We start from the raw sequence: 22,005 nt of genomic DNA, 5'->3' as shown, positions 1-22,005 counted from the left end.
GCGGCGCCCCTGGCTCAGGTGTATACCGCCTGGTCGGCCCCAGCCAGTCGGAGGCGCCGCGGTCACCCCAACCGGGCGGTCCCGGGTCTCAGCAGCAGAAGTCCTCGATGGTGGCGGTCAGGATGTCGGTGAGGCGGTCCAGCGAGGCGAGGTCGACGTACTCGGTGGACGCGTGCGCGCCGGCGCCGTCGACCCCGAAGAGGAGGCAGGGGATGCCCGCGCGCGCCAGGAGCGCGCAGTCGGTCCAGAAGGGCTCCGCGCGCACGGTGGGCGGGTGGCCGAGGCAGCGGGCGGCGTGGCGGGTGAGGGTGCGGACGACGAGTGCTTCCGGGTCGGCCTCGAAGGGCTCGCGGTGCAGGCCGCGGGTGAGCCGGTAGGCGAAGTCGGGGACGATGGCCGCCAGGTCGTCGAGGACCTCGGTCAGCTCGCGTTCGACGGTGTCGGCGTCCTCGCCGGGGACGGTGCGGCGTTCCAGGGTGATGCGGCAGTGCGCCGGGTAGGTGGAGGGCTCCTCGCCGCCGCGGATGACGGAGGCGTGCACGGTCCCGGTGCCCAGGAGGCGGTGCGCCGGGCCCTTCGCGAGGCGGCGGCCCAGTTCCTCCAGCGCGACCAGGAAGTGTCCGGCCTTCGCGATGGCGTCGACGCCGAGCTCGGGACGGGATCCGTGGGCCGCGCGCCCGGCGATGTCGACGTCGAACCAGGCGAAGCCCTTGTGGGCGAGGGTGACTTCGAGGTGGCTCGGTTCGACGACGACGGCCGCGTCGGCGGTGAAGGACTCCAGCACCTCCTCGGTGCCGAAGCTGGCGTGTTCCTCGTCGGCGACGCAGGCGAGGACGACGTCGCCGCGCAGCGGACCGGCGGCGGTGGCGCGCGCGGCGGCCACCATCATGGCCGCGAGGCCGCCCTTCATGTCGAAGGCGCCGCGGCCGTGCATCCGCCCGTCGCGGACCCGCGGGTCGAGCGGGTCGCCGTCGTAGCCGGCGAGGCTGACGGTGTCGAGGTGGCCGTTGAGCATGAGGGACCGGCCGCCGCCGGTGCCGCGGGCGATCGCCACCAGGGAGGGCCGACCGGGGCGCTGCTCCAGCCGGTGCAGTTCGAACCCGCGGTCGGCCAGCCACCCGCCGCAGTAGTCGGCGATCGCGCTCTCGCCCGCCCCGCCGGGGACGAGGTCCGGATTGACGGAGTCGATCGCGACGAGGCGGGCCAGCAGAGCCGTGGGGGTGTGCGTGGTGTCGGTGGTGTCGGTGGTGTCCGTGGTGTCGGTGGTCTCGGGGAGCATGACGTCCTTCCAGACGCAGACGCGGCGGCACGTGCCCCGAGCACAGTGCCCCACGCGGCGGCATCGGTCCAGACCGCCCGGCTGCGGCGCTACGCGGTCGCCGGCGCGCCGCCCGAGCGCAGCGTCAGCAGCGTGATCTCGCTCGGCGCGAAGACCCGGAACGGCGGCCCCCAGAAGCCGGTGCCCCGACTGGTGTAGAGCTGGGTCCGCTGTCCGTGCCGGCTCAGGCCCTGGACGACCGGCTGGTCGATCCGGACGAGGAAGTTGAACGGCCAGATCTGGCCGCCGTGGGTGTGCCCGGAGATCTGCAGGTCGATGCCGGCTGCCTCGGCCTGGGGGACGAACTTCGGCTGGTGGGCCACGAGCAGCACCGGCCGGTCCGGGTCCGCCCCCGCGAGCGCGCCGCTCAGGTTCGCCCGGTGCCCGGCCTCGCCGGAGGACTCCGCGGTCACGTCGTCCACGCCCGCGAGGACGAGGGCGTCCCCGTCGCGCTCCACCACGACGTGCCGGTTGTGCAGCGCCTCCCAGCCCAGGTCCGCCATGCGGTCCAGCCAGCCCTGGGCCTCCCCGCCGTACTCGTGGTTGCCCGTCACGTAGACCTTGGCCAGACGGGACCGGATCGTTCCGAGCGGCGCGGACTGCTCCCGGCGCTGGGCGGGCGTGCCGTCGGCGATGTCGCCGGCATGGACCACGACGTCCGCGTCGAGCGCGTTGACCGCGTCGGCGACCCGCGCCGACCAGCCCGCCCGGTCGATCGGCCCGTAGTGGGTGTCGGCCAGGACGACGACCCGGGTCCCGTCCAGGCCCGCGCCGAGCCGCGGCAGGTGGACGTCCAGCCGCCGCACCCGGGGCACACGCATGGCCTCGTAGTGTCCCCAGCCCAGCAGCCCCGCCGAGACGGTGGCGACGGCACCGGCCACGATCCTGGCCCGGTCGACGCCGCCGACGTCCAGCCCGGTCAGCGCGAGCTGCACCAGCCCGCCCAGCACCGACCAGGTGAACAGGACCCAGACGACCCCGAGGGAGGTGTCCGCGACGCGTGCGGCCCGGTCGGCCCGCCGTGGTCCGTGGCCCGCGATCATGAGGAAGGGGAAGGAGACCGCCCAGGCCGCCAGGGCCGCCGTGCCGACGGCGAGGACCGGCCAGGGCCAGTCGACTCCGGAGGCGAGGAGGGTCCACCACGTCGGGAGGCAGAGGATCACCAGGATCAGCACGACGACCGCGAGGCGCCGGCGCATGGACCGCCGGGGCGTCGCGCTCTCCTCGGGGCCCGGCGCGGGCGGGGCCTCGGCCTCGGGCGGGGCCTCGGCCTGGGGCGGGGCGAGCGCCACCACGGTCTCCCGTCCCCCCTGGTCGTCGCGTCGAGGTTCCGACCCGATCGATTCGCTGTCTGCCACTGCGCCGCCCCTCACGTCCGCTGTCCCACCTCGCGCTCCCTATCATCCGACAGGCGGGCGCCGGCGGAAGCGTCCGGGTCGCCCTCGTCGACCGGCCCTGAGGCCTACCGCAGGTCCGTGACCGCCGCGCGCAGTTCGTCGAAGGCGGCGCGGGTGTGGACGGCGAGCTCACCGGGGTCCTCGTCGCGGGCGGGGTCCGCCCAGCGGGTGTAGCCGAGCCGGAACGCGAGCACACCCAGTTCGGCGGCCACCTGGGCGGTGGGCTCGGCGACGTCCCGGCGCCTGAGCGCCTCGACCATCGCGGCGGCCATACCGGCGCTCTTCATCGCCTCGCGTCCGCGCAGCTCCTCGTTGGCCTCGATCGCCGCGTGCAGCAGCGGGCCGAGCGAGCGGTTGAAGGAGGTCATCTCCCCTGACGCGCGCTCAAGTCCGGCCGCCACGGCGGTCATGGGGGTCGCGTCCGCGGGGGCGGCGTCGATGCCCTCGGCCAGCAGGCGGCTCAGGGCCTGCTGGCCCGCGGTGAGGATCTCCCGCTTGTCCGCGAAGTGGCGGAAGAACGTGCTGCGCGTCAGTTCCGCGCGTTCGGCGATCTGGGCGACCGTCGTCTCGTCGTAGCCCTGCTCGGCGAAGAGACCGAGCGCCGCCACGACCAGACGCTGTCGCGCGTCCGGCTTCCATCTCGGCATGACGCCATTCTAGGTGATGCGACATGTGTCGCATCATGGGCTATGGTGATGGGACACCAGTCGCATCACTGCTTGGAGCTCGCCATGCGCGTCTTCATCACCGGCGGAACGGGCCTGATCGGCTCGGCCGTCGTCGCCGAGCTGCTCTCCGCCGGCCACTCGGTCACCGCCCTCGCCCGCTCCGACGCGTCTGCGGCGCAGGCCGAGGCCGCCGGGGCGGAGGCGCTCCGCGGCAGCCTCACCGACCTCGACGTGCTGCGCGCCGGCGCCGAGCGGGCGGACGGCGTCGTCCATCTCGCCTTCAGCAACGACTTCAGCTCGCCCGAGGCGCTCGCCCGGGGCATCGCCGAGGAGGGCGCCGCCCTCGCGGCGCTCGGGGACGCCCTCGTCGGGACCGACCGCCCGCTCGTCACCGTGTCGGGCACGCCCCATGTGGCGGGGCGCGCCTCCACCGAGGACGACCCGCTGCCGACCGACGGCCCGGTCGGCGGCCGCAGCCGGTCGGTGAACCACGTCCTCGGGCTCGCCGCCCAGGGCGTGCGCAGTTCGGCGGTGCGGTTGCCGCGTACCGTCCACGACGAGGGCCGGGGCGGGTTCGCCGGTCTGCTCGCGGACATCGCCCGGCGCACCGGCGTCGCCGGCTACCCCGGGGACGGCGCGCAGCGCTGGCCCGCCGTCCACGCGCGGGACGCCGCCGTGCTGTTCCGGCTCGCCCTGGAGCAGGCGCCGGCCGGGAGCTCGTGGCAGGCCGTCGCCGACGAGGGCGACGCGGTGCGCGACATCGCCGCGGTGATCGGGCGACGGCTGGGCCTGCCTGTGGAGTCGGTGCCGCAGGAGAGCTTCGGCGCGCTCGGCCCGATCTTCGCGACCGACCAGCCCGCCTCCAGCGCCCGCACCCGCGCCGCGCTCGGCTGGCAGCCGGCACACCCGGGCCTGCTCGACGACCTGGAGAACATCCAGGCCTGAGGCGGGCGAGGGCCCCCGTGCACGAGCCGGTGCGCGGGGGCCCTCTGCGACCCGTCCACCCGGACAAGGGACGTCTGACCCGCCGCGCCCCGACTCAAACGGTGACGGCGCGAGCTCACAGCAGGGCGTCGAGTCCCGCGCGGAGCTGACGGCGTGACGGGATGCCGAGCTTCGCGAAGACGTTCCCAGGTGGTACTCGACCGTCTTGGCGCTCACGAAGACGGCACGCGCGATCTGCTGGTTCGTCATGCACTCCGCCGCGAGCCAGGCGATGCGGTACTGCTGGTCGGTCAGGGTGGCGGGAGCGGTCGGAGCGACGCGCACGGTCGCGCCGTCGCCGTCCTCGTCGCCCCGCGCACCTCCCGTTCCGGCGGCGGGCGCGCGCACGCCGAGCTCGCTCAGCTGCCGCGAGCAGCGGTCCGCGAACCCGGGCCGAACTCGCGAGCCGCTGGCCGCGCTGACGCGCGCTCCGCCTCGGCGGCGACGGTCGTTGAGGCGGTCCGTTGCCCGAGCCGCTGCCGCGCCGGTCAGATGCGCACGTGGTGGTCGATGTCCTCACGGAAGCTGGTGAGGGCGTGGTCGGTCAGCGTGGGCCGGATGTCGGCGATCGCGGAGAGGAAGTCGGCGGTGCCGGCGGGCTCACCGGCGCGGTGAGTGAGTTCGCGTTCGAAGGCCTGCTGGGCGCCCTTGCGGGCGGCGTACTCGATGTCGGCCGGGGTGAACATGTCGGTCGCCTCGACCAGGCGGTCCAGGTCGACGGTCTCGGCCGCCGGGCCCAGGTAGCGGCGCCAGATGGCCAGCCGCGCGCCGGCGTCCGGCGGTCCGACGGGGATCAGGTAGTCGAACCGCCCCGGCCGCAGGAACGCCGGGTCCAGGGTGCGCAGCGAGTTGGTCGCGCAGACCAGCAGCCGGTCGTCGTGGTCGCGGAAGGCCGGGATCAGCTTCAGCAGCTCGTTGGTGACGCCGTGACCCGCCTCGACCGCCCGGCCCGAGCGGGCGGCGGCGATCTCCTCGACCTCGTCGATGAACAACAGCACGCTGTCCAGTTCGGCCAGGTCGGCGAAGACGTCGCGCAGGGAGGCCGCCAGGCCGCCGTCGACGCGGGCCGCCAGGCGGGAGGGGAAGAGTTCCACGAACGGCCACCCGAGCCGCGAGGCGACCGCCTTCGCGAAGCTGGTCTTGCCGGTGCCGGGCGGGCCGAACAGGATCACCGCCTTGGGCGGCCGGACGCCGTAGCGCTCGGCGACCTCGGGCTCGGCCAGTGGGAGCACGATCCGCTTCTCGATCGTCTCCTTGGCCTCCCGCATGCCCGCCAGCTGATCCCACAGGCCGCGGGGCAGGAACCGGCCGCCCAGCTCGGCGAGCAGCCCGGCGTCCCCGGAGGCGAGATGCTCGACCTTCTCGTAGTACTCCAGCCCCTCGATCCGCCGGTACCCCGAGTGCTGCAGCGCAGCCGTGCCGGTGGCGCCCGGCGACAGCAGCGCGCTGATCCGGCGCACGTCCGAGGCGCGCAGCCGCCGCTCGACCTCGGCGATCAAGGCGCTGCCCAGCCCGCGGTTGCGCCACGCGCCGGAGAGCGCGACCAGCAGGATCCACGCGCGGTCGCCCTCCGCCCGCGCCACCACGATGCCCACCAGCTCCTCCCCCACGACGGCCACCACCGCGGGTTGGCTGCCTCGGGCGGCGCCCATGACCTCCGACACCGGGAACACCGGCTGGGACAGGTCGGCCTGACGGCCCTGGTCCCAGAGCTGGATGGCCCGGTCGAGGTCGTCGTCGTGGAAGTCACGCAAGCGCCAGACCGTCACGGCACCCCTTCGTCGTCGCCTTCGTCGTCGTCCGGGGACAGCCCGGGCAACCGGCCGGAGAGGGGCCGACGACGCCCGGGCGGGGCAGGAACATCTGCGGTCCATTGTCGGCCGCGCGCCCACCTGCGGCGACTCGCGGCGGCTCGCTCAGCCGTGGGAGAAGCTGATCCTGGGCAGGACGCGGTCCAGCCAGGCGGGGGTGTGCCACGCGGCCCGGCCGGTGAGCCGGAGCAGGACCGGCAGCAGGACCAGGCGGACCAGGGCGGCGTCCAGCAGCACCGCGACGCCCAGCACGACGCCCATCTCCTTGGGCGGCAGCGGGCCCGACAGGGCGAAGGTGAAGAACACCGCGACCATGACCGCGGCCGCCGCGAAGATCACCCGGCCGGAGTGCGCGAGCGCGCCGACCAGCGCCTCACGCGGGTCCCCGGTGCGTTCGTAGTGCTCCTTCGCCGAGGCGAGGAGGACCGCCGACCGGCGGTCGGAGACGGAGAATCCGTGGAAACGGAGCACCGCGAGAGCGGGGAACGCGGCTGCCGGCTGGTTCGACCGTGCGGCAGAGGGGCTCGGCCCGTCGATCCGGCTCCCCACAGCAGAAGGACCCCTCGACCTCGGGGGCCCCTCTGCGTCCCGGTTGTGGCGGCGTCGGTGGGCGCCCCGGTCAGGCCCGGCTGCCGTCGAGGCGGTAAGGGACCGCGTAGTCCGGGATCATCCGGTGGGTCGGGGGCAGGGGGTGGAGGAGGTCCGGGGCCTGTGTGTGGATGGGGACGAGGACCTTCGGGGCGACGCGGTGGACGAAGGCATGCAGGTCGTCGGCGGTGGCGTGGCCGAAGGAACCGATGCGCAGCAGGGGGACGTCCAGGGCGGTGAGCCACTCGGTGAAGAGCTCCCAGCGGGACTCGAAGGGCCCGAGGGGTTCGCCGTTGGCGTGGAGCCAGACCGTCTTCGGGCCGAGCGGGAGGTCGCCGAGGTCGGCGATGGCGCTCAGGTCGCCGAGGTCCGGCTGGTAGACGAAGGCGCCCGGCTCGGCGCGCAGCGCGTCGAGGCCGACGGAGGACCAGGGCAGGACCTCGGGCACGCCCGCCTCGCGCAGGAACGCGGCGGTGCGGTCGCCCCAGACGATGCGGCGGCCGGCCGCCGCCGCGACCTCGAGGAACTCGGTGACGCGCTCGAGGTCGCGCGGGTAGAGCGCGAGCAGCACGAGGTCGCGGTCGGCGGCGGCGAGCGCGGCCGCGAAGTCGGCGCGGACGTCGTCCTCGGTGCGCGGGGGGCCGGGCGGGAGGCCCAGGCCCAGGGCGGTGCCCTCGGTGACGAGCATGTCGCAGCCCGCGGCACGCTCGGCGAAGTGCCAGGAGCGCTCGGGGTTACGGCCGTGGAAGCGGATGTCGCCGGTGAAGGCGAGGACGCCGTCCCCGGTGGTGACCAGGTAGCCGCTGGCCCCCGGGGTGTCGTGGTCGACGGTGATCCGCTCCACCGCCATCGGCCCGACCCGCACGGGCGTCTCGTCCGGCAGCGGCTGCCAGGCCGGGTCGCCGCCGGGCAGGCCGTCGCCGGCCGCCGACAGCGCGGTCAGCAGGGCGATCGTCGCCGGGGACGCGTGGACCGGGATGCGCGGGTCCACGAAGCCGGCCAGGCCGCAGTGGTCGATGTGGCCGTGGGAGATGAAGACCTCGGTGTCGGGGCCGGCCGCCCCGAGCGCGTCGCCGGCGTCCAGCTGGGCCGGGTCGTACACGCCCGCGATGCGGGGGGCCGCGCCGACGCGGAGGCGGTGGGCCAGCTCGCGGCCCGTGCGCGGCGCGACCGGGGGGCGGAACAGGTCGGCCTCACGGGGGATGTCCGTGCCGAAGTCGAGCAGGACCCGGTGCGAGCCCTCGGTGACGAGGATCTTGCTGGAGCCGATGAGGCCTACGCCGCCCCAGAATTCCACAGTTGTCATGAGTTGATGTGTGCTCACTGTCTAGATCGGTGCGTGTGCCCGGTCGGCGGTCTGGGACAGGGCCCAGGACGTGACGGCGGGCAGAAGGTCCTCGACGCGCGCGGCCGCGGCGGTGGCGGGGCCGTCGGCGCGACCGAAGCGGTCGATGTATCCGGTGGCGGCGCCGAGGGCGACCGCCGGTTCGATCTCGTTGCGGTAGTGGTCGCCGAGCGAGAACAGCGCCGAGGCGCTGCGCCCGCCGTCGAGCGCGGCGGCCATCCAGGCCCGCAGGCCCACCGGCTTTCCGGCGCCCGCGACGACCTCGTCGAAGGCGTCGGCGAGACCCATGCGGTCGAGCAGCGGCGCCAGGCCCTCCGCCGGGCTGTTGGTGGCCAGCACGATCCGCACGTCGCCGCGCAGTTCGGCGAAGAGCTCCACCAACGGCTCGACGACCTCCAGCGCGCAGGCGTCGTCGAGCATGTGGATCCGGCTGTCGAGGAACGCCTGCTGCGTCACCGCGTCGCCGAGCCCGAGGTCGGCGGCCAGCGCCTGCACCAGGCCCCAGCCGTCCTGCGCCTCCCGCAGCGCCTTCGCCTCGGCCGGATCGGCGGCGGCGTCCGCGGCGGCGACGCCCTCGACCAGGAAGCGCTCGAAGGTGTCGAGGAATGAAGTGGCGCGCTCGCTCGGCAGGTTGGCCGCGACACGCCGTGCGTAGAAGCGCACGGGGCCGTCGCCGCGGTACACCGTGCCGTCGAAGTCGCTGACCAGGATGGGCATGGTGTGGGGCACGGTCAGGTTCGGGTCACCCACGGACGCCTCCGGCTGCGGACAGGGCGCCTCGGATGAACTGCCGCTGCAGCACCAGGAAGAACGCCATCACGGGAAGGGTGGTGAAGGTGACCGCCGCCGCGAGCCCCGGGAAGTCCGTGCCCTCGGCGGAGGCGAAGGTGGACAGCCCGACCTCGACCGGCTGGACGGTGCTGGAGGAGTCCATGCTGCTGCTGGTCATGATGACCGGCCACAGGAAGGAGTTCCACGACCCGAGGAACACGTTGACGGCGATGATGACCAGCGCCGGCCGCACCATCGGGATGCCGATCGACCACAGCACCCGCAGTCGGGACGCCCCGTCCAGTGCCGCGGCGTCGAGGATCTCCTGAGGGATCGCCAGGAAGAACTGGCGGACCAGGAAGATGCCGAAGACGCTGGCGCCCCAGGGGATGATCTGGATCCAGTAGGTGTTCAGCAGGTGCAGGTCGCTGGCCAGGACGTAGTCCGGGATGATCAGCACGGTGCCCGGCATCATCAACACCGCCAGCACCAGCATGGTCAGGAACTTGCGACCGGGGAAGCGCAGCACGCCGAAGGCGAAACCGGCCAGCAGCGAGGTGGCCAGGCAGAGCAGGACGGTGCTGGAGGCGATCAGCACGGTGTTGCCGAACAGCCGGACCCAGGGCGCCGCATGCCAGGCGCGGGCCCAGTTGGACCAGTCCCAGTGGGGCAGCAGCACGGGCGGGAAGTCGCTGAACTCCCCGGGGCGGCCCAGCGAGATGACGACGGTCCAGTAGAAGGGGAAGACGAACGCGGCACCGATCAGCAGCGCCAGCGCGCGCCGGGCGAGACGCCCGGCGCGGCCGGTCTTGATGACGGACCGGATCCCCCGTGAGGAGGCGGTGGTCATCGTTTCAGCCCTGGGCCTTCGCGGCGGTGCAGGCGGTCTGCGCGGTACCGAGGGCCGCGGTGGGCGCCGCCCCGTTGTCCAGCACGTCCTGGATCGCGGTGGCCTCGTAGCCCTGGCACTTGAAGATCCAGCTGTGGGGCGGCAGGGCGAAGGCGGTGTCGAGCTCGGAGACGGCGGCGGTCTCGTAGGGGTTCTTGGCGACGAAGTCCTGCATCAGCGGCAGGGCCTGCGCGGTCACCGGCAGGTAGCCGGAGGTGGAGGCCCAGCCGGCCTGCTCGGCGGGGCTGGTGATGAACTTCAGGAACGCCCAGGCCGCGGCCTTCTGGTCGGTGCTGGCGTTCTTGAAGACCACGATGTTGGTGCCGGTCAGCTCGTTGACCGGACCGGCCGGGCCCGCCGGGAGGGCGGAGATGCCGAGGTTGAACTTGCCGCCGACGGTCGCCTTCTCGAAGCCGTAGCCGGCCGCCGAGGAGATGTCGAACGCGCCCTTCTTGGCGCCGAGCGCCGTCTCGCCCGGGTAGTTCTTTCCGGTGGCGAGGGCGCCCGCGTCCTTGAGCGACTTCAGGTAGGTGAGGGCCGTGACCGCGCCGGCGTCGTTCAGGTGCGGGGTGCCGTCGGCGTCGTACAGCGTGCCGCCGTTGGACTTGTCCAGGATCTCGAACCACTGGGTCCCGAAGGCGGCGGCGGTGGCCGAGCCCGGGTCGATGGTGGAGCCGGTGACGCCGTTCTTGGAGACCGCCTTCATCACCGAGGCGTAGTCGTCCCAGGTCTTCGGCGCGGCCTGGCCGTCGGCCTTGAGCATGTCGGCGTTGGAGAACAGGATCAGGACGCTCTTGTTGAAGGGCCACATCCAGGTCTTGCCGTCACCCAGGGCGAGGTCCTTCTGGACGCCCTTGTAGAAGGTCGACATCTCCGTGGGGGTGTCGGTGCCGGCCAGCTCGCTGATCGGGGTGAGCGCGCCGCCGGACTGGAAGTAGGACGCCCAGCTCTCGTAGGCCTGGCCCATGGTCGGCGCGTTACCCGCCTGGACCTCGGCCTTCTCCTTGGTGTACATGGTCGCGTAGTCCGGGTCGCCCTGGAGCTTGACCGTGATGTTCGGGTACTTGGCCTGGAAGTCGGAGACCAGCTTCTCCATGGCCGGCTTGAGGGTGCCGATGGTCATGGCCTCCTCGAAGGTGATGGTCACCGGCTTGGTGGGGACGGCCAGCTCCTGGCCCGACGCGGCCGGAGCCGTGGTCGTGGTGGCGGGCGTACCGCCGCCGGCGCAGGCGGACAGGCTGAGGGCCGCGAGCGAGGCGACGGCGGCGATGCGGTAACGCATGGTGGTTCCGTTCTTGTCTTGTGTGCGGTGGACGGTGAGGGTGACGCTGTCTCAGGTGAGCGCGGAGTCCGCCCCGGTGGCGGTGCGGCGCCGGACGAGGGTGAAGAAGACCGTGACGGCGAACAGGACGACCGCCAGCGCGGCGCCGTAGCCGGTGTCGCTCAGCACGAACGCCTCCTGGTAGACCAGGTAGCTGAGCGTGGTCGTGGCGTAGACCGGTCCGCCGTCGGAGAGTTGGTAGAACTGCGTGAACGCCTGGAGCGAGGTGATCGCGGTGATCGCGACGACGAAGACGGTGACCGGCCGCAGCTGGTGCCAGGTGATGTGCCAGAACTCCTGCCAGGCCGAGCAGCCGTCCATGCGGGCCGCCTCGCTGAGTTCGTTGGGCAGCACGGCAAGTCCGCCCAGGAACACCACCGTGGTGAACCCGACCTCGTGCCAGAGGCTGTAGACGATCACGGCCGGCATCGCGGAGGTCGAGGACTGCAGCCACTGCGAGGTCGGCAGGTGCAGGCTGTGCAGCATCCAGTCGGCCAGGCCGAAGCGCGGGTTGAAGATCCAGACCCAGATCATCGAGGTCGCGATCATCGGTGTGGCGTGCGGCAGGAACAGGGCCACGCGGGAGGCGTTGAGCAGGGCCCCGCCGCGTTGCAGCAGCAGCGCCAGCGCCAGTGAGAGCGCGGTCCCGCCGACCACCATCGCCCCGCTGAAGTACAGCGAGTGCCACAGGCTGGACAGGAACGTCGGCTGCGTGGCGTCGAAGAGCCGCTGGTAGTTGCCCAGGCCCCGGTAGACGGACATGGCCGGGTTGAGGGCGTTCCACTTCCACAGCGACACGTAGAAGGTGTAGCCGGTCGGCACGATGACGAAGGCGGCGAAGATCAGCACTGCCGGGGCGGAGTAGGCCCAGCCCCAACGGGTGGTGCGGAAGTCTCGGGCGGGAGCCCGGCGGCGGGGGCGGCGGCCGCCGGTCGCGAGGGCCGGCCGAGCCGTGGTCGTTGCGGTCACGGCCGGAACTGTCGCGAGCGAAGGTGTCCTCAAAACCAACGGTCGGTGACAAGTTACCGACGAGGTAGGCTACATCTCGCTGTGTCAGATATCCTGTAGTGTTCGGCACTTCTACAAGCAGCCGCCGCCCGCGTCGCGTCCGCGTCAGCAGCCGGGCACCCACCGTTCACGGGGAAGACACGCGAGGCGCCGCCCTACGCGCGTAGCAACAGGCCGGCGAGGAGGTCGAGGGCGCGCCGGTCGTCGTCAGGGCCGCCCGCCTCGTGCCCGTTGTAGCGCCAGACGGCGATCTCCTTCGGCCCGGCGTACGCGTGGTACGCGCCGAAGACGGTGGACGGCGGGACGATCGCGTCCATCAGCGCCGCCGAGAACCGCGCCGGGGCGGTCGCCCTGCGCGCGAAGTTGACGCCGTCGACGTAGGAGAGCGTCCGCAGCACGGCCTCCTCCTGGTCGCGGTGGACCGAGAGGTAGTCCGCGATCTCGCGGAACGGGGCGGCGTCGGTGACCACCACGCCTCGGGGGAAGTCGCACAGGAACGGCACGTGGGCGACCAGCGCCGCGATGCCGGGGGCGAGAGCGGCGACGGCGAGAGCCAGGCCGCCGCCCTGGCTCTGCCCGGCCAGGGCGATCCGCTCGGGATCGACGGGGTTTAGGCGGCGGACGGCGTCCACGGCCCGGACCGCGTCGGTGATCAGACGCCGGTAGTAGTAGGTCCGCGGCGTGCCGATGCCCCGGGTCATCACCCCGGGGACCTGCGGCCCGGCCGGGCCAGAGTCGGGGGTCGCGCCCCGGCTCCAGCCCGAGCCCTGCCCGCGCGTGTCCATCACCAGGTGGGCGTATCCGGCGGACGCCCAGAGCAGGTTCTCCAGCTCGTGCCCGCGGCCGCCGCCGTAGCCGACGTACTGGACGACGGCGGGGAGCGGTCCCCTCGCCCCGCGCGGCGCGCGCAGCCAGGCTTTGACCGGCTCCCCGCCGAAGCCGGGGAAGGTGACGTCGAAGGTGTCGACCGTGCTCAGTCCGGTGCCGACCGGCGTCAGCAGCACCTCGCCGCCGAACGAGCGGGCCTCGGCGAGGGTCTGCTCCCAGAAGGCGTCGAAGTCGTCCGGTTCGGTCTGCGCGCTGCGGTAGCGCCGCAGTTCGGCCTCGGACAGGTCCGTGTGCACGTGCGACCTCCCAGTACCTCAGCCGCGCCCGACGGCGTTGCCGTCGACGGCAGCGGCGTCGTCGACGGCGTCGACGGTGATGACGGGGTGGAGGCGCCGGGTGTGGTCGACCTGCCGGACCGGGCCGGTCAGCCGCAGCGGGACCGTCAGGCGGTGGTCGGTGCTGCTGGCGGAGATCCGCAGCTCCAGCTCGCCCGGCTCGACGATGCGGCGGCCCTCGCGTCCGGTGAAGGCGGCGAGGTCCGCGGGCAGCTCCAGCAGGACGCGGCAGCCCTCCCCCGCCTCCAGTGGGAGGCGCCGGTAGCCGACCAGGCGCTGGACCGGCTGCACGACGGAGGCCACCGGGTCATGCAGGTAGAACTGCACCACCTCGCAGCCGGCACGCTCGCCGGTGTTGCGGACCTCGAAGGCGAGCCGGAAGGCGCCGTCGGTGCCGGTCTCGGCGACGGCGACGTCGAGCGCGGACCACTCGAAGCGCGTGTAGCCGAGGCCGTGGCCGAATCCGTAGGCGGGGCTGGTGTCGGTGCTGGACACGTCGCTGGCCTGTGCGAGGCGGGCGGCCAGGTAGGTGGAGGGCTGGACGCCCTTGCGGCGCGGCACGCTGACCGGCAGCCGCCCGGAGGGGTTCACCCGCCCGCTGAGCACGCCCGCGATCGCCTCCGTCCCGGCCTCACCGGGGAAGAAGGACTGCACGATCGCGGCCGCCCGCGTCTCGGCACGGCCCAGCGCGTAGGGGCGACCCGCCAGCATGACGAGCACCAAAGGGGTGCCCGCGTCCAGCAGCGCGTCGAGCAACTGCTCCTGCACGCCGGGGAGTTGCAGCGACTCGGCGTCGCAGCCCTCACCGCTGGTGCCGCGCCCGAACAGACCGGCCCGGTCGCCCAGCGCGAGCACCACGACGTCGGCGGCGCGCGCCGCCGCGACCGCCTCGGCGAAGCCCTCGGTGCTGTCGCCGTCGACCGTCGCGCCGGTCGCGGCGGTGATCTCCGCATCGGGGAACTCCGCCGCCAACGCCTGGCGCAGCGTGGGCAGTTCGATGCCGACCGGCACCTCGGGGTGCTGCCCGCCGACGTGCACGGGGAAGGCGTAGCAGCCGAGCACGGCCGTCGGCGCCTCGGCGTTGGGCCCGATCAGCGCGATGCGGGCGGGCCGGCCGAGCGGCAGTGTGCCGTCGTTGCGCAGCAGCACGACGGCCTGCTCCGCCAGTTCGCGGGCCAGACGCCGGTTGGCGGGGCGGTCCAGGTCGACGCTGCCGCGCAGCGCCTCCGGCGCGTCCAGGTCGGCTCCGGCGAGCGCCCGGGGAACGGGGTTCCAGTCGGGGTCGAGCAGCCCGAGCTCGGCCTTCTGGACCAGGACCCGGCGCAGCGCGCGGTCGACCAGCTCCTCGGGGACCACGCCCGCCTCCACGGCGTCGAGCAGCGGGCGGCCGAAGGTCTTGACGGTCGGCAGCTCGACGTCGACGCCACTGGCGAGGGCGAGCCCCGCGGCCTCCTCCCAGCTCCCGGCGACTCCGTGCAGCAGCTTGAGGAAGGCGATGCCGAAGTAGTCGGCGACGACGGTGCCGTCGAAGCCCCAGGTGTCCCGGAGCAGGCCGGTGAGCAGGTCCCTGTCGGCGGCCGAGGGGATGCCGTCGGTGTCGGTGTAGGCGTGCATGACCGAGCGCGGGCGGCCCTCGCGCACGGCCATCTCGAACGGCGGCAGGATCACGTCGGCGCGCTCGCGCGCGCCCATGGTGACGGGTGCGAGGTTGCGTCCGGCCCGGGAGGCGGAGTACCCGGCGAAGTGCTTGAGCGTGGCGACGATCCCGGCCGACTCCAGGCCCTGCACGTAGGCGGTCGCCAGGGTGCCGACGAGGTAGGGGTCCTCCCCGATGGTCTCCTCGACGCGACCCCAGCGGGCGTCGCGCACGACGTCGAGCACCGGGGCCAGGCCCTGGTGAACCCCGACGGCGCGCATGTCGGCGCCGATGGCGGCGGCCATGGTGCGCACCAGCTCGGGATTGAAGGCCGCTCCCCAGGACAGCGGGACGGGGTAGGCGGTGGCGCCCCAGGCCGCGAAGCCGGCCAGGCACTCCTCGTGGGCGAGCGCGGGTATGCCGAAGCGGTTGGCCGCGGCGATGCGCTGCTGGGAGCGGGCGAGCGAGAGGGCGCCGAGGGCGGCGTCCACGGGTGCGGTGCCGAAGGGGCGGGTCAGCTGGCCCAGGCCGTGCGGCAGCAGCTCGTCCAGGTCGGGCGGCTCCTCCATCTCGTGCTGGTGCGGGGCGACCTCGCCGCCCTCGTCGGAGGCGCCCACCCAGACGCCGACGAGCTGGGCCGTCTTCTCGGGCAGGGTCATCGCCGCGACCAGCGCGTCGGCCCTCGCCCCGGGGTCGAGGGTGACGTCCTGCCAGACGGGGGCGACGGGCTCGGTCCGGACGGCGGGGTTCATGTTGACGGTCACTTTCCTCCGACCCCCATGAGCCCCTGGACGAGGGCGCGACGGGCGAACAGGTAGACGACGAAGATGGGGAGCATCGACAGCACCACGGCGCTGAGCAGGCCGGGGACGTCGACGCCGTGCTCGGTCTGGAAGTTGTACAGACCAAGGGTGATGACCTTGGTGGAGTCCGACTGGGTGAGGATCAGGGGGAAGAGGAAGCCGTTCCAGGCCTGGAGGGCCGAGAAGACGACGATGGACGAGAGCCCGCCCTTGGACAGCGGCAGGACCAGCTGCCGGAAGACCCGCCACGGAGAAGCGCCGTCGATGGCCATCGCCTCGTAGAGGTCGGGGGTGATGTCGCGCATCGCGCCGGTCAGCACGAGCGTGCACACGGGCATGGAGAACGCGGCCGTGGGCAGGATGACGCCGATCAGGTGGTCGTAGAGACCGGCCTTGCTGATCACGTAGAACATCGGCACGATCACCGCCTGCGCGGGGACGGCGAGTCCGAGCAGGAACACCCGGAAGACGACGCTGATGGTCCGTCCCTTGGCGCGCACGATCGCGTAGGCGAGCGGCGGGACCACCAGCAGCACGATGCCGACGACGCTGACGGTGACGATCAGGGTGTTGAGGAAGTCCTGGCCGAACCCGTTGTCGAAGGCGCTGAGGTAGTTGCTCAGCGTCAGCTGCGAGGGGAAGCTCAGCGGACCCTGGGTCGAGTAGTTCGAGGTGGTGCGCAGGGTCGATATCAGCAGCACGTACAGCGGCAGGCCGACCAGCGCGAGCCAGACCAGGGAGCCGAGCCCGGCGAGGTAGTTGGGGCGTTGGGCGTTGGGGCGCTGCCGCATCAGATGCCCTCCGCCGTGCTGCGCATCTTGTCGTAGCCGGAGATCCGGACCACGGCCAGCGAGATGAGCGTGGCGACGACGACCAGGACCAGGGCGATGGCCGAGCCGGCGCCGAAGTCGAAGTTCTTGAAGCCCTGCTCGTACATGTAGTAGGCGCTGACGGTGGTGTCGGTGCCCGGCCCGCCCTGGGTGAGGATGAGGACCGTGTCGAAGGTGGTGAGGCCGCCGACCACCATGAGGATCACCGAGGTGATCATGGTGTTGCGCAGCTGCGGCAGGGTGATGTGGAAGAACTGCCGGACCGTTCCCGCCCCGTCGATCGCTGCGGCCTGATAGAGCACCTGCGGGACGGCACGGGCGCCGCCCTGGTAGAGCAGCGCGTGCAGCGGCGTGAACTGCCACATGCCGACGAAGGTCAGCACCGCGATCGAACCGGCCTGGCTGCCGAGCAGGTTGCCGTTGCCGAACAGCCAGGGCAGCTGGCCCGGGAGGCCGAAGTTGGGGTCGAGCAGGGCGCGCCACAGCACCGAGACCGCAGTCGCGGAGAGCAGCAGCGGAACGAAGAAGATCGCCGACAGCACGGCCCGGTTGCGCTGGTGCCCGGCGGCCCAGACGCCCAGCAGGATGCTGATCGGCGTCTGGGTGACCACGCCGAGCACGGTCAGCACCAGGGTGAGCCAGATGCTCTGGGTCATCACCGGGTCGTCGAACAGCTTGGTCCAGTTCGCCAGCCCGTTGAAGTGCGGCGAGGTGATGCCGTCCCAGCTGGTGAAGGAGAGCACGGCGACGAGCACCAGCGGGAGGATGGCGAACAGCAGGAAGAAGACGGTGGCGGGCACCGCCCAGGCGAAGCCTGGGCGGGTCGCCCCGACGCCGGGCCGGCGCGCCTTGAGGCGGCGCCGGCCGAGCTCGGTCGTGAAGGAGAGTGCACTCATCGTCCGGCCGCTCAGGAGTTGCTCAGCGACTGCATCTGCGCGATGAAGCCGTTCGTGTCGATCTTGCCGTCGAAGAACTCCTGGACGGCGGTGTGGATGGTGGTGGTCGCCGCCGGCGGGTAGGCCTGGTCCCAGGACAGCTGGAACGAGGGCGCCGCCTTGACCAGGTTGAACTGGAACTGCGAGTAGGCGGGGCTGGCGGAGGTGGCCAGGAAGTTCGCCGTGTTGGTGGTGGTCGGCAGGTTGCCGATGCCCAGCTGGGCCTTCACGAACTCGTCGGAGTACATGAGCTTGAGGAAGGCCGCGACGGCGTCGGGGTGCTGGGTCTTCTTCAGCACGGAGTAGAAGTTGTTGGTGTTGCCGACGACGTCGTTCGGGTCGCCCTTGCCGCCGCTGACGCTCGGGAAGGCGCTGTAGCCGAGGTCGTTCTTGGCGAAGTCCGGATTGCCGGACTGCTGGGTGGAGTACTCCCACGAGCCCATCAGCTCGAAGGCGGACTTGCCCTTGGCCAACAGCGCCGGGGACCCGCCGTCGGTGAACTTCACCGAGTCGAAGTTGCTGCCGAAGGCTCCGGCGTCGATCAGCTGCTTGAGCATGCCGAGGGCCTTGACGCTGTCCGCGCTGGACCACGCGCTCTTGTCCCCGGCGAGCGCCTTCTCGAACAGGCCCGGCCCGGCGACCCGGTCGTAGACGTACTCGAACCACATCTGGGTGGGCCACTGGTCGCCGCCGCCGAGCGCGATCGGCGTGAGCCCCTTGGCCTTGAGCACCTTGACGTCGTTGATCAGGTCGTCCCAGGTCTGCGGGGCGCTGAGGCCGGCGCTCGCGAGGACCTGCTTGTTGTCGAAGAGCAGCACGGGCTGAGTGCCGCGCATCGGGACGCCGTAGGAGTGGCCGTCGATCACCGCGGTGTTGAACACGGACGGGAGGAAGTTGTTCTTCAGCCCCGGATCCTTGGCGATCATGCTGTCCAGCGGGAGCAGCAGGTTGTCCTTGACGTACGGCGCGATGCTGCCGCCGCCCCAGTTGAAGAAGATGTCCGGGGCCTGCGGGGTGTTGATGATCGTGTTGAGCTTGGACTGGTAGTCGGCGCCGGGGATGGTGTCCAGCACCGCCTTGACCTTCGAGGTCTTGTTGAAGGTGTCGACGATCTGCTTCTCGACGGTGTTGCCGGCGTCGCCGTAGACCAGGACGTGGATCGTGCCCGAGTCGGCGGACGCGGAGCCGGATCCTCCGCCGGACCCGCACGCGGCGGTCAGACCGACTACCAGCGCGGTCGTCGCCGCGAGGGCGGCGAATCTGTTACGGGACGCTCTGTTGCGAACGCTGACACGAAGAGAACCCATGGCCTGCCACTCCGTCGATTGTTTCGAAGAGATTGCCGAATGTTGTGGGAAACTTAGGCGGAGCGTCGACCAGCGTCAAGGGTCTGGAAGCTGTGGGTTCGGACGTACCGCTCGGCCTTCCGACCAGCTAGCATCCGTCCGTGGGGTCCCGACGACACCGGACTTCACCGCGGACTTCGCACACCAGGCGGCACAGGAGGGGCTCGTGACCAGAGCGGCGACACTCGCCGAGATCGCGCGTGAGGCGGGGGTGTCCACACCGACTGTTTCGAAGGTCCTCAACGGCCGGGCGGACGTGGCGCCGGCCACCCGCGAGCGGGTGGAGGAGCTGCTCCACCAGCATGGCTACCAGCGGCGACGAGGCAGCAGCGCCCCGTCAAGCCCGCTGCTCGAGCTCGTCTTCCACGAGCTGGAGAGCGCCTGGGCGATGGAGGTCATCCGGGGGGTCGAGAACGTCGTCCGCGAGGAGGGGATGAACGTCGTCCTGTCGGAGTCCGCCGGGCGGTTGAGCCTCGGGCAGTCGTGGACGGACGGCGTGCTCTCGCGCCGCCCGATCGGCGTGGTCCTGGTGCTGTCCGGGCTGGACCAGGCCCAGCAGGCGCAGCTGACCAGCCGCGACATCCCCTTCGTGGTGATGGACCCGGCCGGGGACCCGGGCCAGGACGTGCCCGCGGTCGGCACGACCAACTGGAACGGCGGCCTCGCCGCCACCCGCCACCTGCTCGACCTCGGCCACCGCCGGATCGGCATGATCGCCGGACCGCGGCCGATGATGTGCAGCCGCGCCCGGATCGACGGGTACCGGGCCGCGCTGGAGACGGCCGGCGTCACGGTCGTCCCCGCGCTGATCCGCGAGGGCGACTTCCACCACGAGTCCGGCTACCGGGAGGGCCTGGAGCTGCTGCGCCTGCCGGACCGGCCCACCGCGATCTTCACCGGGAACGACCTGCAGGCACTCGGACTGTACGAGGCCGCACGGGAGTTGGGCCTGCGGATACCGGAGGATCTCAGCGTCGTCGGCTTCGACGACCTGCCCGTCGCCCGCTGGGTCGGCCCGCCGCTCACCACCGTGCGCCAGCCGCTGACCGAGATGGCCGAGGTGGCCGCGCGCATGGTGATCGACCTCTCCCGCGGCCACCAGCCCGCCACCCTGCGCGTCGACCTGGCAACCACCCTGGTCGAGCGCAGCAGCACGGCCCCTCCGCCGAGGGCTGACGAGGGCTGACGAGGACCGACGAGGGCTGACCGGGAACTGACGCAGCGTTTCGCAACTTTCGAACGAGTATCGCAGGGTTGACCGAGAAAGGCGCATCCGTGCACAACTGGGCAGGCAACGTCGAGTTCGAGGCGGCCCGCGTCCACCGGCCGCGAACGGTCGAGGAGGTCGGCCGGCTCGTCGCGGGGGCCGAGCAGGTCAAGGTGCTGGGCAGCGGCCACTCCTTCAACCGCGTGGCGGACACCCGCGGCGACCTGCTCGTGCTGGACGACCTGCCGCGCGGCGTGGAGGTCTCCGCCGACCGGCGGTCCGTCACCGTCACCGGCTCGATCCGCTACGCCGAACTCGCCCGGGAGCTCCAGGCGCGCGGCCTCGCGCTCGCCAACCTGGCCTCGCTGCCGCACATCTCAGTCGCCGGCTCGTGCGCCACCGGGACGCACGGCTCGGGGAACGGCCTCCAGAGCCTCGCCTCGGCGGTGACGGCACTGCGGTTGGTCACCTCGGACGGGGAACCGCTCACGGTCGACCGCGAGAAGGACCAGGACCGCTTCGCGGGATCGGTGGTCGCCCTGGGCGCGCTGGGCGCCGTCGTCGGCCTCACCCTCGCGGTCGAGCCAGCCTTCGAGGTGGCCCAGTGGGTCTACGACGACGTGCCGCTGGACCGGATCGCCGCGCGGTTCGACGAGGTCTTCGGCGCGGCCTACAGCGTGAGCGCGTTCACCGACTGGGGCGGGGACACCGCGAGCGTGTGGGTCAAGCGCCGCACCGATCGCGAGGGCGGCGCGCACCTGGGCGCGCGCTGGATGGACGGCCGCCTCGCCGACGGTCCCCGGCACCCGGTGCCCGGGCTCTGCCCGGTGCACTGCACCGCACAGCTCGGCCTGGCCGGCCCCTGGCACGAGCGGCTGCCGCACTTCCGGCCGGACTTCACCCCCAGCGTCGGAGAGGAGCTCCAGTCGGAGCTCCTGCTGCCGCGCGAGGCGGCGCCCGCGGCCGTCGCGGCGATGCGCGGGCTCGGGCCGCGGATCACACCGCTGCTGCTGACCTCCGAGATCCGCACCGTGGCGGCGGACGAGCTGTGGCTCAGCCCCGCTCACGGCCGCGACTGCGTCGCCGTCCACTGCACCTGGCGCCCGGCCTTCGAGGCGGTGCGGCAGGCGATCGCCCTGATCGAGCGGGAGTTGCTGCCGCTGGGCGCCCGCCCGCACTGGGGCAAGCTCTTCGCGCTCGCCCCCGAGGCCGTCGGCGCGCTCCACCAGCGGGGCGAGGACTTCCGCCGCCTCATGACGGAGCTCGATCCGCGCGGCGCGTTCCGCAACGACTTCGTCGCGGCGGCCTTCCCCCGGCCGTGAACACGGCGGCCGACCCGTCGCGTGTCCGTCAATTCACCCGGTCGGCAGCGCCGGAGGGTCCCTGAGCTGGCCTTCCGCCGCATTCTCCGACTCCCGGCCGCGGTTTCGGTGCGTATGCGGTGCTTGACTCTCGGTGACCGCGGGGCTTGACTGCGAGCGACCGTCGCCGTCTCGTCGGCATCCCTCTCCCACCCGCTCGGCCTGCCCCCTCGCGAGGCTCGGCTGTTCGCTGATGCCGGCGGGTCGGCGCGGAGCCCGGCGAGCGCGGCTTCCCGCTCCCTGTCCCTTCGGAGGACTGCGCATGCCCGAAACCCTCGATGCCGGTCAGCCTGGCGAACCGTCACCCCTCTCACGCCGACGCCTGATCCAGCACGCCACCGTGGCCGGTGCCGCCACCGTCGCGGCGGGACTGGCCCTGGACGGCGCCCTGGCCGGCAGCGCCGAGGCGGCGCCACGGCCGTACCCGGCAGCGCGGCCCCATCGCGGAACGCCGGACGCACCGAGCGCGCCCCGGAGTGACGAGCCCTTCGTGGTCCGGGTCGTCGACGCCCGCACCGGCGAGATCGACATCTTCCACGGCCACCAGCACCGCCGGGTCCGCGACCAGAAGCTCGTCGCCGAGCTGCTGCGCGCCGCGCACTGACTCCGGCTCCACCCTCCCAG

Annotated in this window: 18 protein-coding genes and 2 pseudogenes; 4 read left to right on the top strand and 16 right to left on the bottom strand. The window is 72.6% G+C overall.

Features of this window, described 5'->3' with window-relative positions; genetic code table 11:
• Window positions 1-88 precede the first annotated feature (88 nt).
• From TR48_RS20400 to TR48_RS20390, 3 genes are all read right to left on the bottom strand, one after another.
• Entirely contained in the window at window positions 89-1,279 is a 1,191-nt protein-coding gene (locus TR48_RS20400) for an ArgE/DapE family deacylase (protein WP_084729586.1), read from the bottom strand.
• Between the two features lie 89 nt (window positions 1,280-1,368).
• A complete protein-coding gene (locus tag TR48_RS20395; RefSeq protein ID WP_042369464.1) occupies window positions 1,369-2,517 on the bottom strand; it encodes a metallophosphoesterase in 1,149 nt (382 codons plus the stop codon).
• Window positions 2,518-2,780: 263 nt separating this feature from the next.
• Window positions 2,781-3,362: a TetR/AcrR family transcriptional regulator gene (locus TR48_RS20390; RefSeq protein ID WP_042369408.1), complete on the bottom strand. Its 582-nt coding sequence runs from the start codon at window positions 3,360-3,362 to the stop codon at window positions 2,781-2,783.
• 84 nt (window positions 3,363-3,446) lie between these two features.
• Here TR48_RS20390 and TR48_RS20385 point away from each other — a divergent pair, with 84 nt between their 5' ends.
• On the top strand, window positions 3,447-4,328 hold the full coding sequence (locus tag TR48_RS20385; RefSeq protein ID WP_042369404.1) for an SDR family oxidoreductase: 882 nt from the start codon (window positions 3,447-3,449) through the stop codon (window positions 4,326-4,328).
• A gap of 195 nt (window positions 4,329-4,523) precedes the next feature.
• Here TR48_RS20385 and TR48_RS46825 read toward each other — a convergent pair.
• The 13 genes and pseudogenes from TR48_RS46825 to TR48_RS20325 form a co-directional block, all read right to left on the bottom strand.
• Window positions 4,524-4,652, bottom strand: a pseudogene (locus tag TR48_RS46825) (LuxR C-terminal-related transcriptional regulator); the annotation flags it as partial.
• A 203-nt stretch (window positions 4,653-4,855) separates the two neighbouring features.
• A pseudogene (locus tag TR48_RS20380) lies at window positions 4,856-6,157 on the bottom strand (ATP-binding protein); the annotation flags it as partial.
• Window positions 6,158-6,283: 126 nt separating this feature from the next.
• A complete protein-coding gene (locus TR48_RS20375) occupies window positions 6,284-6,649 on the bottom strand; it encodes an MMPL family transporter (protein WP_042369402.1) in 366 nt (121 codons plus the stop codon).
• A gap of 148 nt (window positions 6,650-6,797) precedes the next feature.
• Entirely contained in the window at window positions 6,798-8,072 is a 1,275-nt protein-coding gene (locus TR48_RS20370) for an MBL fold metallo-hydrolase (protein ID WP_084729585.1), read from the bottom strand.
• A gap of 21 nt (window positions 8,073-8,093) precedes the next feature.
• Window positions 8,094-8,861, bottom strand: a complete 768-nt coding sequence (locus tag TR48_RS20365; RefSeq protein WP_042369400.1) for an HAD family hydrolase — start codon at window positions 8,859-8,861, stop codon at window positions 8,094-8,096.
• Window positions 8,854-9,732, bottom strand: coding sequence for a carbohydrate ABC transporter permease (locus TR48_RS20360; protein WP_042369399.1), 879 nt, complete (start codon window positions 9,730-9,732; stop codon window positions 8,854-8,856). The genes TR48_RS20365 and TR48_RS20360 overlap by 8 nt, the downstream gene beginning before the upstream one ends.
• 4 nt (window positions 9,733-9,736) lie before the next feature.
• The gene (locus tag TR48_RS20355) at window positions 9,737-11,053 is read right to left on the bottom strand and encodes an extracellular solute-binding protein (RefSeq protein WP_042369398.1); all 1,317 of its coding nucleotides are present in this window, start codon (window positions 11,051-11,053) and stop codon (window positions 9,737-9,739) included.
• A 51-nt stretch (window positions 11,054-11,104) separates the two neighbouring features.
• Entirely contained in the window at window positions 11,105-12,061 is a 957-nt protein-coding gene (locus TR48_RS20350; protein WP_042369397.1) for a carbohydrate ABC transporter permease, read from the bottom strand.
• Between the two features lie 194 nt (window positions 12,062-12,255).
• Complete coding sequence (locus TR48_RS20345; protein ID WP_042369396.1) at window positions 12,256-13,224, bottom strand: acetylxylan esterase; 969 nt, start codon at window positions 13,222-13,224, stop codon at window positions 12,256-12,258.
• An 18-nt stretch (window positions 13,225-13,242) separates the two neighbouring features.
• Window positions 13,243-15,651 carry a beta-xylosidase/alpha-l-arabinosidase gene (locus tag TR48_RS20340; protein WP_042369462.1) on the bottom strand — a complete coding sequence of 803 codons (2,409 nt, stop codon included), beginning with the start codon at window positions 15,649-15,651 and terminating at the stop codon, window positions 13,243-13,245.
• 8 nt (window positions 15,652-15,659) lie between these two features.
• Window positions 15,660-16,493 (bottom strand): carbohydrate ABC transporter permease, encoded by an 834-nt coding sequence (locus tag TR48_RS20335; protein WP_042369395.1) that lies wholly within the window; start codon window positions 16,491-16,493, stop codon window positions 15,660-15,662.
• Window positions 16,493-17,428: a carbohydrate ABC transporter permease gene (locus TR48_RS20330; protein ID WP_042369394.1), complete on the bottom strand. Its 936-nt coding sequence runs from the start codon at window positions 17,426-17,428 to the stop codon at window positions 16,493-16,495. The genes TR48_RS20335 and TR48_RS20330 overlap by 1 nt, the downstream gene beginning before the upstream one ends.
• A gap of 11 nt (window positions 17,429-17,439) precedes the next feature.
• Complete coding sequence (locus TR48_RS20325) at window positions 17,440-18,774, bottom strand: extracellular solute-binding protein (RefSeq protein WP_042369393.1); 1,335 nt, start codon at window positions 18,772-18,774, stop codon at window positions 17,440-17,442.
• A 205-nt stretch (window positions 18,775-18,979) separates the two neighbouring features.
• On the opposite strand from TR48_RS20325, the gene TR48_RS20320 reads away from it, so the two are divergent.
• From TR48_RS20320 to TR48_RS20310, 3 genes are all read left to right on the top strand, one after another.
• A complete protein-coding gene (locus TR48_RS20320; RefSeq protein WP_042369392.1) occupies window positions 18,980-19,999 on the top strand; it encodes a LacI family DNA-binding transcriptional regulator in 1,020 nt (339 codons plus the stop codon).
• 68 nt (window positions 20,000-20,067) lie between these two features.
• A complete protein-coding gene (locus tag TR48_RS20315) occupies window positions 20,068-21,342 on the top strand; it encodes an FAD-binding protein (RefSeq protein ID WP_042369391.1) in 1,275 nt (424 codons plus the stop codon).
• Between the two features lie 301 nt (window positions 21,343-21,643).
• Window positions 21,644-21,985 (top strand): hypothetical protein, encoded by a 342-nt coding sequence (locus tag TR48_RS20310; RefSeq protein WP_042369390.1) that lies wholly within the window; start codon window positions 21,644-21,646, stop codon window positions 21,983-21,985.
• Window positions 21,986-22,005: the final 20 nt, after the last annotated feature.

This window comes from Streptacidiphilus neutrinimicus (assembly GCF_000787815.1).
GTDB classification, from domain to species: domain Bacteria; phylum Actinomycetota; class Actinomycetes; order Streptomycetales; family Streptomycetaceae; genus Streptacidiphilus; species Streptacidiphilus neutrinimicus.
This window is presented reverse-complemented; position numbering and strand designations above follow the sequence as displayed.

Coding starts and splice junctions, on each gene's coding strand:
- TR48_RS20330 (WP_042369394.1), bottom strand. CDS start 17,428: ATGAGTGCACTCTCCTTCACGACCGAGCTCGGCCGGCGCCGCCTCAAG.
- TR48_RS20395 (WP_042369464.1), bottom strand. CDS start 2,517: ATGCGCCGGCGCCTCGCGGTCGTCGTGCTGATCCTGGTGATCCTCTGC.
- TR48_RS20310 (WP_042369390.1), top strand. CDS start 21,644: ATGCCCGAAACCCTCGATGCCGGTCAGCCTGGCGAACCGTCACCCCTC.
- TR48_RS20390 (WP_042369408.1), bottom strand. CDS start 3,362: ATGCCGAGATGGAAGCCGGACGCGCGACAGCGTCTGGTCGTGGCGGCG.
- TR48_RS20400 (WP_084729586.1), bottom strand. CDS start 1,279: ATGCTCCCCGAGACCACCGACACCACGGACACCACCGACACCACCGAC.
- TR48_RS20335 (WP_042369395.1), bottom strand. CDS start 16,493: ATGCGGCAGCGCCCCAACGCCCAACGCCCCAACTACCTCGCCGGGCTC.
- TR48_RS20355 (WP_042369398.1), bottom strand. CDS start 11,053: ATGCGTTACCGCATCGCCGCCGTCGCCTCGCTCGCGGCCCTCAGCCTG.
- TR48_RS20325 (WP_042369393.1), bottom strand. CDS start 18,774: ATGGGTTCTCTTCGTGTCAGCGTTCGCAACAGAGCGTCCCGTAACAGA.
- TR48_RS20370 (WP_084729585.1), bottom strand. CDS start 8,072: ATGACAACTGTGGAATTCTGGGGCGGCGTAGGCCTCATCGGCTCCAGC.
- TR48_RS20360 (WP_042369399.1), bottom strand. CDS start 9,732: ATGACCACCGCCTCCTCACGGGGGATCCGGTCCGTCATCAAGACCGGC.
- TR48_RS20340 (WP_042369462.1), bottom strand. CDS start 15,651: ATGAACCCCGCCGTCCGGACCGAGCCCGTCGCCCCCGTCTGGCAGGAC.
- TR48_RS20385 (WP_042369404.1), top strand. CDS start 3,447: ATGCGCGTCTTCATCACCGGCGGAACGGGCCTGATCGGCTCGGCCGTC.